The 13,263-nt window shown below is 55.8% G+C and carries 11 protein-coding genes; 6 read left to right on the top strand and 5 right to left on the bottom strand.

The window, feature by feature from the left end; genetic code table 11:
* Nucleotides 1-10: 10 nt before the first annotated feature.
* Together araG and V8L73_RS12550 are read right to left on the bottom strand one after the other, a co-directional pair.
* On the bottom strand, nt 11-1,534 hold the full coding sequence (araG, locus tag V8L73_RS12555) for an L-arabinose ABC transporter ATP-binding protein AraG (protein WP_027275986.1): 1,524 nt from the start codon (nt 1,532-1,534) through the stop codon (nt 11-13).
* 167 nt (nt 1,535-1,701) lie between these two features.
* Nucleotides 1,702-2,691: an arabinose ABC transporter substrate-binding protein gene (locus V8L73_RS12550; protein ID WP_027275987.1), complete on the bottom strand. Its 990-nt coding sequence runs from the start codon at nt 2,689-2,691 to the stop codon at nt 1,702-1,704.
* A 399-nt stretch (nt 2,692-3,090) separates the two neighbouring features.
* On the opposite strand from V8L73_RS12550, the gene V8L73_RS12545 reads away from it, so the two are divergent.
* The 3 genes from V8L73_RS12545 to araD all read left to right on the top strand — a co-directional run bounded on the left by V8L73_RS12545 (nt 3,091) and on the right by araD (nt 7,368).
* Nucleotides 3,091-4,767, top strand: coding sequence for a ribulokinase (locus V8L73_RS12545; RefSeq protein ID WP_347253133.1), 1,677 nt, complete (start codon nt 3,091-3,093; stop codon nt 4,765-4,767).
* Between the two features lie 64 nt (nt 4,768-4,831).
* Nucleotides 4,832-6,334 (top strand): L-arabinose isomerase, encoded by a 1,503-nt coding sequence (gene araA, locus V8L73_RS12540; RefSeq protein WP_347253132.1) that lies wholly within the window; start codon nt 4,832-4,834, stop codon nt 6,332-6,334.
* Nucleotides 6,335-6,669: 335 nt separating this feature from the next.
* On the top strand, nt 6,670-7,368 hold the full coding sequence (gene araD / locus V8L73_RS12535) for an L-ribulose-5-phosphate 4-epimerase (protein ID WP_027275990.1): 699 nt from the start codon (nt 6,670-6,672) through the stop codon (nt 7,366-7,368).
* Nucleotides 7,369-7,426: 58 nt separating this feature from the next.
* Here araD and V8L73_RS12530 read toward each other — a convergent pair whose 3' ends face one another.
* Genes V8L73_RS12530 through V8L73_RS12520 form a run of 3 tightly spaced genes read right to left on the bottom strand, consistent with a single transcriptional unit; the run spans nt 7,427 to nt 10,251 of the window.
* Complete coding sequence (locus V8L73_RS12530) at nt 7,427-8,107, bottom strand: hypothetical protein (protein WP_347253131.1); 681 nt, start codon at nt 8,105-8,107, stop codon at nt 7,427-7,429.
* A 31-nt stretch (nt 8,108-8,138) separates the two neighbouring features.
* Complete coding sequence (gene ampG / locus V8L73_RS12525) at nt 8,139-9,614, bottom strand: muropeptide MFS transporter AmpG (protein ID WP_027275992.1); 1,476 nt, start codon at nt 9,612-9,614, stop codon at nt 8,139-8,141.
* 46 nt (nt 9,615-9,660) lie between these two features.
* Nucleotides 9,661-10,251 carry a YajG family lipoprotein gene (locus V8L73_RS12520; protein ID WP_347254819.1) on the bottom strand — a complete coding sequence of 197 codons (591 nt, stop codon included), beginning with the start codon at nt 10,249-10,251 and terminating at the stop codon, nt 9,661-9,663.
* Nucleotides 10,252-10,569: 318 nt separating this feature from the next.
* On the opposite strand from V8L73_RS12520, the gene V8L73_RS12515 reads away from it, so the two are divergent.
* The 3 genes from V8L73_RS12515 to clpP all read left to right on the top strand — a co-directional run bounded on the left by V8L73_RS12515 (nt 10,570) and on the right by clpP (nt 13,228).
* Nucleotides 10,570-10,866: a BolA family protein gene (locus tag V8L73_RS12515; protein ID WP_347253130.1), complete on the top strand. Its 297-nt coding sequence runs from the start codon at nt 10,570-10,572 to the stop codon at nt 10,864-10,866.
* Between the two features lie 319 nt (nt 10,867-11,185).
* A complete protein-coding gene (gene tig, locus V8L73_RS12510; RefSeq protein ID WP_027275995.1) occupies nt 11,186-12,490 on the top strand; it encodes a trigger factor in 1,305 nt (434 codons plus the stop codon).
* 102 nt (nt 12,491-12,592) lie between these two features.
* Nucleotides 12,593-13,228: an ATP-dependent Clp endopeptidase proteolytic subunit ClpP gene (gene clpP, locus V8L73_RS12505; RefSeq protein WP_036024601.1), complete on the top strand. Its 636-nt coding sequence runs from the start codon at nt 12,593-12,595 to the stop codon at nt 13,226-13,228.
* The last annotated feature ends 35 nt before the right edge of the window (nt 13,229-13,263 follow it).

Below are 13,263 nucleotides of genomic sequence, written 5' to 3'. Positions count from 1 at the left end.
ATTCCTTCTTTTAGGCAGCCGCTTCGGCGGCTGTCGTTAACATGGCCAGGCTTAACGCTTTTTCTTCTGTGGCGTCATCGTGACTGAGCTCGCCGGAGATAGCGCCTTCGCGCATCACCAGAATGCGGTCGGCAAGCCCCAGCACTTCCGGCAGGTCGCTTGACGCGAACACCACGGCGATGCCCCGCTTGGCCAGCTCATAGATAACGTGATAAATCTCGTGCTTGGCGCCGACGTCGATGCCGCGCGTCGGTTCGTCCAGCAGGATGACCTTCATCTCTTCGGAGAGCCAGCGGCCGAGAATCGCCTTTTGCTGGTTACCGCCGGAGAGGTTCATAATCAGCTGCGCGGCAGAGGGCGTTTTGATATTCAGTTCCTGAATGCGTCTGTCGGCGTTGCTGTCCTCCCAGGCGTTGTTGATAAGGCAGCCTGCGGTCAGCGTTTTTCGGCGCGCGCTGATGTTGATGTTATCGCGCACCGAGTGAACGGGAATGATGCCCTCGGCCTTGCGGTCTTCCGGGCAGAGCATGATGCCTTGGCTAATGCCGTCTATCGGCGACTGAACGTTCAGCCGCTCGCCGTCCAGCGTTATCTCGCCGCCGGTAATGCGGGTTGCGCCAAACAGCGACTTGAGCAGCTCGCTGCGGCCCGCGCCCACCAGTCCGAACAGGCCGACGATTTCCCCCTGACGAACCTGAAAGCTGATGGGGTGCTTGACGCCGGGCGCTTTGACGTTTTTAAGCTCAAGGCGTACCGGGCCGTGCGGCCTTGGGCTGTAGCCATAGATATCGCCAAGCTCTCGGCCAACCATGGTTTGCACCAGTTCGTCGTTGGTGAGGTTGGGAATATCGGTAAAGGTTTTCATGTAGCAGCCGTCCTTGAAGACGGTGATGGCGTCGCTCAGGGCAAAAATCTCCTCCATGCGGTGTGACACGTAGAGGATGACTCTGCCTTCGGCGCGCAGTTCGCGGATAACGCGAAACAGGTTCTCTATCTCTCGAGCGGAGAGGGAGCTGGTGGGTTCGTCAAAGGCGATCACTTTGGCGTTGCGCGCCAGCGCTTTGGCTATCTCCACCATCTGCCACTGGCCGATGGAAAGGTACTTCAGCGGCGTATCGGGGGCGATATCCAACCCTAAGTGTTCCAGCTGCACCTTGGCTTCGAAGTTAAGCAGCTTTTTATTGACGATGCCGCCGGCTTTGGTCGGCAGCTGGCCCAGATAAATGTTTTCCGCCACCGTCATTTCGGGCACCAGGTGGAGCTCCTGATAGATGATGGCGATGCCGGCGTTGAGGGCGTCCATGGTGTTGTTGAACTTGACCGTTTGGCCCTTTAGCCGGATTTCTCCGTCGGTTGGGGTGTAGTTTCCGCTGAGAATTTTCAAAAGCGTTGACTTCCCGGCGCCGTTTTCCCCCATCAGCGCGTGAACCTGGCCCGCGTGGCAGGTAAAGCTGATGTCCTGTAGCGCTTTTACGCCAGGGAAGGCTTTACTGATGCGGCAAAATTCAAGGTAAGGAGGCTGTTGCACAGACATAGGTCGATTCCTTAATAGCGCTTATTGCTCTTAACGAAAGGCCTAAACGGAGGTTGAACGAAATCCTTCCGGCAGGCGATGGAATAAGCGTGATTCAACTGTCAGCGTACGTAATTATTGGGGTAAGCCTGTCGGGCGGGCAGGGTAGGCCTGCCCGCCGGTAAGGATCACTTAGGCCCTAACCCTTTCTTCTCTAGCTCTGCTTTAAAGTTATCGCGAGTGATCAGAACAACGTCGGTCACTTCGGTAAACTTGGCCGGCTCTTCCCCTTTGGTTTCCCAGTTATAGAGCATCTGGATGCTCTTATAGCCGTGGATGTCCGGGCTGGGCAGCAGTGAACCGTAGAAGCCGGTGGCGCTGGACTTGGACAGCTCGTTAACGGCGTCAACGCCGTTAATGCCGATGCCGATGACGTTTTCCGGCTTAAAGTTCTGGCCTTCCGTCGCGCGTACGCCGCCCAGAACGGTGTTGTCGTTCATGCCGACAATCAGCCAGTTCTTGACTTCAGGGTGCTGTACCAACATGGAGTTAGCGGCGTCAAACGCGCCGGGGATATCGTTGGACTTGGTGGGAACTTGATAAATCTGCTTTTCCGGGAAGCCGGCGGCCTTCAGCGCTTCCATTGAGCCGCTGGTGCGGCGGCGCGCGGTGTCGAGTTCGTTTGCGGTAATGGCCATAACGCCGGTTTCGGCGACGTTCCATTTACGCTTGTTCATCTCTTTCCACAGCTCTTGGCCCTGACGTTCGCCGATTTTAGTAGCGGCCATCATGACCAAAGGAACGGTTTCCATCGGTTTGCCCTTGGCGTTGACAAACTGGTCGTCAACGGCAATGACCTTCAGGTTATAGCTTTTCGCCTTCGCCATAATGGCAGGGCCGAGCTTGGGGTCTGGCGTACAGATAACGAAGCCTTTAGCGCCGCTGGCGGCCAGGCTGTCGATAGCGTTAAGGGTTTTTTCTCCATCGGGTACGGCGATTTTAATCACGCTAAAGCCAAGATCTTTACCGGCTTTGTCCGCAAATGCCCACTCCGTCTGGAACCAGGGTTCCTCAGGTTGTTTAACAAGAAAGCCGAGCTTCATCGTTTCAGCGATAGCTGAATGTGACATAATCGCGGACAATCCTATCGCGGCAAGCGCTTTAGTGAATTTATGCATATCGTCTATCTCTCCTGTTCGTATCCATATAGCTAAAACAGCTGTGATAAAAAGGGTGATGCAGCGAGATGTACCTGAGTTGTAAAAGCCAGACTCGTAACGATTCACCGATATAGCTGGATATTGAGCCGATAGTGTCAAAGTTTTTAACAACGTGGCTTAATTATTAGACGTAAAAAGATATGAGAGATTAGAGCGCCATCACAAACGAGAATTACAGCAATTTAATGCATATATTCAGTTGAAATGTGATGTATTTTGATTTTGAACTGGATCACAATCTGCAGGGAGAAAGCAATATCGTGCATATATCTAGCCAACGGCTCCTCGCCGGTATCGCCGCTTTTTCTTAAGGTATTCCCAAATAATTCTAACTCTATTATTACGCTTGAGGTTTGTATGGCGAAAGATGCGATCGCGCTCGGATTGGACTTTGGCAGCGACTCCGTGCGGGCGCTGGCCGTTGACTGCGTCAGCGGCGCGGAAGTGGCTACCGAGGTTGTCTATTATCCTCGCTGGAAGCAGGGGCTGTTTTGCCAGCCTGCCGATAACCAGTTCCGTCACCACCCGCTGGACTATATCGAGTCAATGGAAGCGGCGATTAAGGCCGTCGTCGCTATGCTGACGCCGTCGCAGCGCGAAGGCATTGTCGGCATCGGCGTGGACACCACGGGGTCGACGCCTGCGCCTATCGACAGAGAAGGCCGCGTTTTAGCATTGCGTCCTGAATTTGCCGACAATCCGAACGCCATGTTCGTGCTGTGGAAGGATCACACGGCAATAGAGGAAGCGGAAGAAATTAACCATCTGTGCCACAGCGGCCAGTTCGAAGACTACACTCGCTACATCGGCGGCGTTTACTCTTCCGAGTGGTTCTGGGCTAAAATTCTGCACGTTTCAAGAGCCGACGCGAGAGTGCGCGATGCAGCGGTTTCCTGGATTGAGCTTTGCGACTGGGTGCCTGCGCTTTTGTCCGGCACCGAAGCGCCGGAGAACGTCATGCGCAGCCGCTGCGCCGCAGGCCACAAGGCGCTTTGGCACATGGACTGGAACGGGCTGCCTCCGCGCGACTTCCTGAACGCGCTGGATCCGATTCTGGTTAGCGACCTCGACTACCCTCTGTTTACCGATACCCATACCGCTGAAAAGCCGGTCGGCCAAATCAGCAAGGCCTGGGCTGCGCGTTTGGGCATTCCTGAGAGTGTGATGATTTCCGGCGGCGAGTTTGACTGCCACATGGGCGCCGTCGGCGCGGGCGCTCAGCCCTATACTCTGGTGAAGGTCATCGGCACCTCGACCTGCGACATCCTGCTGGCGGAAGAGAATCTGGTCGGCGATCGCGCCATTGCTGGCATTTGCGGCCAGGTCGATGGCAGCGTCGTACCGGGGCTTATCGGCATGGAGGCGGGGCAGTCTGCGTTCGGCGACATGTACGCCTGGTTCAGCCGCCTGCTGGCGTGGCCGCTTAACTATGCCGCCGAGCAGAACCCCGACATGGCCGCCTCTTTAAAGCAGGTGGAGTCTATGCTGCTGCCCGCCCTGACGGAGGCCTGGGCGAAAGAAACGTCTTTAGACCACCTGCCGGTGGTGTTGGACTGGTTTAACGGCCGCCGTACGCCGTTCGCCAACCAGCGCCTGAAGGGCGTGGTGGCCGATCTGAATCTGGGCACCGACGCGCCGACCCTGTTCGGCGGGTTTATCGCCTCAACCGCCTTCGGCGCACGCGCCATCATGGAGTGCTTCGTCGATCAGAATATTCCGGTAGAAAACGTGCTGGCGCTGGGCGGCATCGCCCGCAAATCTCCGGTCATCATGCAGGTCTGTACCGACGTGATGAACCGACCGCTGCAGATTGTGGCTTCCGATCAGTGCTGTGCGCTGGGCGCCGCCATTTTTGCCGCCGTCGCGGCCGGGGTTTATGAGTCGATCCCGCAGGCGCAGGAGCACATGGCCTGTAAAATTGAACGCACGCTAACGCCGGATCCGGCGCGCGCGGCCAAGTATGAGCAGCTTTATCAGCGTTATCGGCAGTGGGGCGGCGTAGCGGAACCTTGCTATGCGGCAAAGACTAAGTAATCCGTTAAATGTGATGAACGCCTGACGCCATAACGTTGCGCAGGCCCGTCTGTGAGGAGTCGATATGAGTGTTTTTAGTCAGTTAGAAGTCTGGTTTGTCGTCGGCAGTCAACATCTGTATGGGCCTGAAACGCTGAAGAAGGTGGCCTCTCAGGCACAGGAAGTGGTTGATGGCCTCAATAGAGACGCGGGCTTGCCCATCAAGCTTACGATGAAGCCGTTGGCGACCACGCCGGATGAAATACTGACCGTTTGCCGCGAGGCCAACTATCAGAAGAACTGCGTCGGCATCGTGACCTGGCTGCATACGTTTTCTCCGGCGAAAATGTGGATTGGCGGCCTGAGCGTGCTGGAGAAGCCGCTGCTGCAGTTGCACACGCAGTATCGCAATGAGATCCCCTGGGACAGCATCGACATGGACTTTATGAACCTGAACCAAACGGCGCACGGCGGCCGCGAGTTCGGCTTCATCGGCGCCCGCATGCGCCGCGAGTTCACGGCGGTGGTCGGTTCCTGGCAGGACAAAGGCGTTCATCAAAAGCTGGATCGCTGGATGCGCGTTGCCGCGGGCCTGTATGAGAGCCAAAACCTGAAGGTGGCGCGCTTTGGCGACAACATGCGCGAAGTGGCGGTGACGGAAGGCAACAAGGTCTCGGCGCAAATTGCCTTCGGATACGCGGTTAACGGCTACGGGCTGGGGGATCTGGTTTCCGTTGTCGACGCCGTATCCCAAGGGGACGTTAACGCGCTGATTGACGAATACGAAGCCACCTACCGGTTGACCGACGTGGTGAAAGTGGGCGGCAGCAAGCGCGACAACCTGATCGACGCGGCCCGTATCGAACTGGGTCTGAAGAAGTTCCTTGAGCAGGGCAGCTTTGGCGCCTTTACCACCACGTTTGAAAACCTCTACGGCCTTAAGCAGCTTCCCGGCCTGTCCGTACAGCGCTTGATGCAGCAGGGCTACGGCTTTGGTGCGGAAGGCGACTGGAAGACGGCGGCGCTGCTGCGCATCATGAAGTCGATGGCGCGCGGCCTTAAGGGCGGCACCTCCTTCATGGAGGATTACACCTATAACTTTGCGCCGGGCAACGATCTGGTGCTGGGCTCGCACATGCTGGAAGTGTGCCCGTCCATCGCCAGCGAAGAGAAACCGCTGCTGGACGTACAGCATCTGGGCATCGGCGGCAAGGACGATCCGGCGCGGCTGATTTTCACCGCTCCGGCAGGGCCTGCGCTGAACGCCAGCCTTATCGATATGGGTGACCGTTTCCGCCTGTTGGTGAATACGGTCGATACGGTGACGCCGCCGCATGCGCTGCCTAAGCTTCCGGTCGCCAGCGCGCTGTGGAAAACCCATCCTTCGCTAGAAGTGGCGGTCGAGGCGTGGATCCTGGCGGGCGGGGCGCACCACACGGTGTTTACCCAAGCGCTGGACGTCGAGCACATGCGCATCTACGCCGACCTGTGCGGCATTGAGCTTTTGGTTATCGACAGCGAAACGCGTATTCCGGCGTTTAAAAATGAAATCCGCTGGAACGAGGTTTACTATAAGCTTTGCCGTTAAGCGTTAAGGTTTTTTTAAAAGGGTTAAGCGTTGAAGATCGACGCTTGAGACTGCTGACAAACCGTCTTCATAAGCTTCAGAGGATATTCCGGCCGAAAATTCAGCCTACTTATATCATCATGGTGCTCGGCCGGAAGGGCGCTTGTATTAGCTTTGGGAGTGCGGCGGGCCTAGCCCTCCTACGGGCGCTTCGTTGGCTCACGCCAAGTCGACCCCAACGGAGGCCTCTCCCGCCGTTTGACCTCGTAGGCTTTATTCAAGACCTTTGTCATCAATCTCAAGCGTCGAAGATCGACGTTTAGCCTTAGCGTTTTATGACATTTGGAACACAGACTATGTATCAACAGTTAAAACAGCAGGTGCTGGAAGCCAATCTGGCTTTGCCTCGCCACAATCTGGTGACGTTCACTTGGGGCAACGTCAGCGGCGTCGACCGCGAACGCGGCGTGATGGTTATCAAGCCTTCCGGCGTCGAGTATGAACACATGGGCGTTGAGGATATGGTGGTAGTGAGCCTGTATTCAGGAAAGGTCGTTGAGGGCACGAAAAAGCCGTCTTCCGATACTGACACTCACCTGGCGCTCTATCGCGCGTTCCCTGAAATTGGCGGCATTGTGCACACCCACTCGCGCCATGCGACCATCTGGGCGCAGGCCGGTCGCGATCTGTCCGCCTGGGGCACCACGCACGCGGACTACTTCTACGGGCCAATCCCCTGCACGCGCCGCATGACGCCGGAAGAAATCAATGGCGACTATGAGCTGGAAACCGGCCACGTTATCGTTGAGACCTTCAAGTCTCGCGGGATTGCGCCGAAGGACGTTCCCGCCGTGCTGGTGAACTCCCACGGCCCGTTCGCCTGGGGAACCTCGCCGGACAACGCGGTGCACAACGCCGTGGTGCTGGAAGAAATCGCCTACATGAACCTGTTTACCCGCCAGCTCTCTCCCGAGCTTGGCGCCATGCAGCAGGAGCTGCTGGATAAGCACTATTTGCGCAAGCATGGGAAGAATGCCTATTACGGGCAGAAGTAGGACGTTAGATTTGATATTTAAAAAAACGCGCCTGAAAACGGCGCGTCTTTTATACCTGTCATTTGAGATAGTCATCCGGAGACAGCAACTGATACTCCGTTTCCTGATAATGCCTGAATTCTCTTTTCGTTAGCTCTCGGCCCTGCATGTCCCAATATTTCCACTCGCCGACGTCTTCAGAATAGTGCTGCTCGCCTTCGTGGCTTTTTTGACCGTTGGGGTACCAGTAGGTGGTATGCCCATAGGGCAAGTCTTTATACAGCGAGCCTTTCATCCAGGGCTTGCCGTTGATGTACCAGCTTTGAAACGAGCCGCGCTCTTCGCCTCTTACGTCTTCGCCGTATTTCTTCCCGTTGGGATACCAGGTTGTTATCGTTCCCTTAATGCTTTGGCTGTCTCTTATCGGGCTGATAACGTTAACGTCGGCGCTTTCGCTGAGTTCGTACGGATCGGTGAACTTTCGGTCGGAGTCGCTGTAAAACTCCTGCACCATATAGTGGCCGTTGGGCAGGACGCCGACAAAGGCCCGGTAGATGGGGTAGGAGCGACTAACGCTCTTACTGCCCGCGATGTCGTAGTAGATAAGGCCGTTTCCCTGAGCGACGATTTCTCCCGGTTTCCACGGCGCCGCTTTTGTCGCCTCTTGGTCGAGAGGAATATCGGTAGGCACGTTGGCCGTTTTTGTACACCCGCTTAGGGCAAGCAGGCTGAATAATATCAACAGGCAGTTCTTTAACATGGCAATGTCCTTATAGACGCAAACGGTGCGCTTACTTCTCCACGGGCTCCCGGATGGCGCGATAGTCCAGAATGCAGCCCAGCGCGATCCCCAGCAGGGTTAACAGACTGCCAACAACAAGCAGGCCGCTTTTTAAATAGTAGAAGCCGCTGTGCGCGTCCGCTGACCAAAACAGTAACGCCAGCCAAATGCCAAGCAGCGTTACTCCGGCTACCACTAAGCGAATGGCCTTTTGATAATAACCGGCAAAGCGCGTGCGTGGTAAAAAGCCGCCCGTCTCCTGCGTATAGGCCAGCGTCTGGCGGGCGAAAATCAGCAGGGCTAAGCCGGGCAGGGCGACGATGACGGTAAACAGGTAGAACAGCGGCCAGTCGTAGCGCTCGACGAACCAGCCCGCGACCGGCCCGACGTAAACCCGGCCTACGGCCGACAGGGCGGACAGCAGGGCGAACTGGGTGGCGGAAAACGACCTGTTGCACAGGGTCATCAGCAGGGCGACGAAGGCGGCGGTTCCCATGCCTCCGCACAGGTTTTCAAAGAAGATGGCGCTGCCCATGGTGATAAGGCTTTTGTCGGTCACCGCCAGTATCCAGTAGCCGAAGTTGGACACCGCCTGCAGGATGCCAAACAGCATCAGCGCGCGAAACAGCGTCAGGCGCTGCATCAGGATGCCGCCTATGAGCACGCCGATAATCGTTGCGAGCAGGCCCAGCGTTTTGTTGACCAGCCCGACTTCTCCGGGTAAGAAGCCGACGCCGCGAATAAGGAACGTGGTGCTTAAGCTGCCGGCGAAGGCGTCGCCCAGCTTGTATAAAATGATCAGCAGTAAAATCAGCCAGGCGTTGTTGCGGCCGAAGAAGTCTTTTAGCGGCTCAACGACCGCCAGCTTCAGCGTCTTGGGTGACGGGGTGGTGTCCGGCTCTTTTGCCCACAGCGTGGCGATGATGCCAATCACCATCAGAGCCGCCATCAGCCAATAGGTGCTTTGCCAGCCGATGTAGTAGTCGGCAATCCACAGCGCCAGCCCGCCGGAAACCAGCATCGCCAGGCGATAGCCCAACACTGAAATCGCCGCGCCGTTGCCGCGCTGTTCGGCGCTCAGTACGTCGGTTTTGTAGGCGTCGAAGGCGATGTCCTGCGAGGCGGAGAAAAAGGCGATGAGCACCGCAAGCGCCGCCATCAGCCAGAGATCGTTTTGCGGCGTCAGGCAGCCGAGCGCGAGAATAAGCACCACCAGCGCAATCTGGGTCAGCAGCATCCAGCCGCGGCGGCGGCCGAGAAACGGCAGGCGGTAGCGGTCCATCAGCGGAGACCAGAGAAACTTAAATACGTAGGCCTGGCCAACCAGCGAGAAGAAGCCGATGGTGGTGACGTCCATCCCGGCGACGGTGATCCAGGCCTGAAGCGTACCGGACGTTAGCGCCAGCGGAAGGCCCGAGGAGAAGCCCAGCAGAAGCAAAACGGCGGCGTTGCGTTCGGTGAACGCTTTAAAGTAGCTATTTGTCATAATGTTGCGCTCTCCCCGCGTTGAGCGCGGGGAGATACTGTCGCCGTTAGCCGCGAGCGTTTTGGCGAATGAAGTCGCTGATGGAGGTATCTTCAGCCATATCCTGAATCGTAGAGGTCAGCGCGTCGTTAAGCACGTTTTCAATGTTCTTGTTGGTGGCGCTAAAGGCGCCTTTCACGTTGTGCGTCGAGCGGAAGTTTTTGGTTTGCGTCGCGCCGCTCTTCGCTTGGCAGATAATGGAGATATCTACCTTGGCGGAAATGCTGTAGCGCAGATCGCCTTCCTGCACGTCGGCGAACAGGTTATTGATAACGATTTGAACGTTGACGCTGCCTTCAGGGCCAACCATATAGCCGCGGGCGCGAAGCTGTTTTTCCAATACTTCCTGCATTAAAAAGCGCATGTCGCGAGACGGCGTCAGGCTCAGAAGCTGGCCTTCGCGATTCACTTTGGCCAGTGAAGGATCCTGACGCTGGTCGTCGCCCACCAGGCTTACGGTGGCGCCCATCAGGCTGGCGTCCTGCTGCGGCAGGGCGATGGTCGGATTAATGTTGAGCGTGGTGTCGGGGCGCGTCGCGCAGCCGGCCAAAAGAAACAGCGCCAACAGGGGGAAAAACAGGCGTTGGGATAAAGTTATTTTTCTCACGGTAAACCTTTTGTCGTCAGTTAATTTCCATGTGTACCGCCGGAACGGGGCTGTACCGGTCGTTGTCGCAGTTAATGCGCATATGGCTGTAAAGAACAGGGCATATCATATCACTGCTCTGGACGTGGGAAAGAGGAAAGTATGGGGAAAACGGCGCGTTTTTTACTCGCCGAGTCGCGTCGCGCAATGATTGATGATGGAAAAATGTCTTTTTTATACTTAAAGTCGATAAACAGACTATGATTCGTTTTCGGCAAGCGACAGATGGGCGCCCAAGGGCAAAAGGTAAACAGAGAGGAATGTCGACCCATGATGCAACAACAGATCGAACAAAAGCTGGCGGCGCTGTCGCCGACGTTTATCGAAGTGATTAACGAAAGCCACATGCACCACGTGCCGCCGGGCTCGCAGACCCATTTTAAAGCGATTGTCGTGTCGGCGGAGTTTGAGGGCAAGCGCCCGGTCGCTCGTCACCAGATGGTTTATGGGCTGCTGGCCGAAGAGCTGGCGAAGCAGGTTCACGCTCTGGCGCTGCATACCTATACGCCGCAGGAATGGGAAAGCGCGCAGGACGACGTGCCCGATTCTCCGGTGTGTAAAGGTTAGGGGCGTCGGAGATATTAATATAAACGAGTCGCGGTTCGCCTGTTTTTTGGGCAGTCTCGGGAGCATTGCTGCTGTAAAATGTACTTCTGAGCCCAAAATGACGATTTATCGCCGCTAAGCGCCTCTCTTTTCTCGACTCATAAACAATGCGCAGCTATAATGCGGCGTCTATTTTTTCCTGACTTCATTCGGGATGCTTCTGACGATAAGGGATTGGATTGCGTTCTGTGCGGCCGTCCCGGTCTTAAGAAACGTTTTAGCGTCGGCTAAAAACGGCTTCTGAAGTTGACCGAGCACTGTGATTTTTTGAGGTAATAAGATGCAAGTTTCAGTTGAAACAACTCAAGGCCTAGGTCGCCGTTTATCAATTAATGTCGCAGCGGACGTGATTGAAGAAGCTGTAAAAAAAGAGCTTATCGATATCGCCAAGAAAGTGCGTATTGACGGTTTCCGCAAGGGCAAAGTGCCCATGAACATCATCGCTCAGCGTTACGGCGCTTCCGCGCGTCAGGACGTGCTGGGCGAGCTGATGCAGCGTCACTTCATCGACGCTATCATCAAAGAAAAAATCAATCCGGCCGGTGCGCCGAAGTACGTTCCGGGCGAGTACAAGCTGGGCGAAGACTTCCAGTACAGCGTTGAGTTCGAAGTGTATCCTGAAGTTGAGCTTAAGGATCTGGACGCGATCGAAGTTGAAAAGCCGGTTGTTGAAGTTAAAGACGAAGATGTCGATACCATGCTGGACACCCTGCGCAAGCAGCAGGCGACCTGGAAGGAAATCGACGCCGACGCTAAGGCTGAAGACCGCGTGACCGTTGATTTCACCGGTTCTATCGACGGCGAAGAGTTTGAAGGCGGCAAGGCGAGCGACTTCGTTCTGGCCATGGGCCAGGGCCGCATGATCCCAGGCTTCGAAGAAGGCATCGTTGGCCACAAGAAGGGCGATGAGTTCACTATCGACGTCACCTTCCCGGAAGACTATCACGCTGAAAACCTGAAGGGCAAAGCCGCTAAGTTCGCCATCGTGATGAAGAAGGTTGAAGAGCGCGAGCTGCCTGAGTTCACCAAAGAATTTATCTCTCGCTTCGGCGTTGCCGACGGCACGCTGGAAGGCCTGAAGGCTGAAGTGCGCAAGAACATGGAGCGCGAGCTGAAGGGCGCCGTTCGCAACCGCGTTAAAACGCAGGTTATCGACGGTCTGGTCAAGGCGAACGACGTTGAAATCCCGTCCGCGCTGATTGATGGCGAAGTTGACGTTCTGCGTCAGCAGGCGGCACAGCGCTTTGGCGGCAACCAACAGCAGGCGATGGAACTGCCGCGCGAACTGTTCGAAGAGCAGGCAAAGCGTCGCGTTCAGGTCGGTCTGCTGCTGGGCGAAGTCATCCGTAAAAATGAGCTGAAGGCCGATCAGGCTCGCGTTGGCGCGCTGATTGAAGAAATGGCTTCTGCTTATGAAGATCCGCAAGAAGTAATTGAGTTCTATAATAAGAACAGCGAGCTGATGAACAACATGCGCAACGTGGCGTTGGAAGAAGCGGCAGTGGAAACCCTGCTGGCTGGCGCTAAAGTTACTGAAAAAACCATGTCATTCAGCGAGTTAATGAATCAGACTCCGGCTGCGTAAGGCAGCCTGTGGATGCAGGTTAATAGTTGACTTAATCACTATACTTCTGCAAATATGGCTCGGAGGCTCTGTTTCCGGGCCATTTTTTATCGGGAGACAATAATGTCCTACAGTGGTAATCAAGACCGTTTTTCATCTGGCATGGAGCCGTCTATGGCGTTAGTTCCAATGGTGGTTGAGCAGACTTCCCGCGGGGAGCGCTCGTATGATATTTATTCCCGTCTGTTAAAGGACCGCATCGTTTTCCTTAACGGCCAGGTTGAAGACTATATGGCTAACCTGATAGTCGCTCAGCTGCTGTTTCTGGAAGCGGAAAACCCGGAAAAAGACATTTATCTTTACATCAACTCTCCGGGCGGCGTGATTACTTCCGGTATGTCTATTTATGACACCATGCAGTTTATCAAGCCCGACGTCAGCACTATCTGTCTGGGACAGGCCTGCTCCATGGGCTCTTTCCTGCTTACGGCCGGCGCCAAGGGCAAGCGTTTCTGCTTGCCGAACGCGCGCGTGATGATTCACCAGCCGCTGGGCGGATATCAAGGACAGGCGTCGGACATTCAGATCCACGCGGAAGAAATCGTGAAGACCAAGCGCCGCATGAATGAGCTGATGGCTCAACATACCGGGCAGTCTCTCGAAACGATTGAAAGAGATACCGATCGCGATCGGTTCATGTCGGCGCAGGAAGCCAAAGAGTACGGGCTGGTGGACGATATTCTGACCACGCGCTTGTAAATTCCTTTGATCGGCGCCATATAGGAATTCAGAAA

Origin of the sequence: Leminorella grimontii (assembly GCF_039789245.1) — a bacterium.
GTDB classification, from domain to species: Bacteria; Pseudomonadota; Gammaproteobacteria; order Enterobacterales; family Enterobacteriaceae; genus Leminorella; species Leminorella grimontii.
Note: the sequence above shows the minus strand (reverse complement) of the source record. Positions and strands in the feature narration are given on the sequence as shown.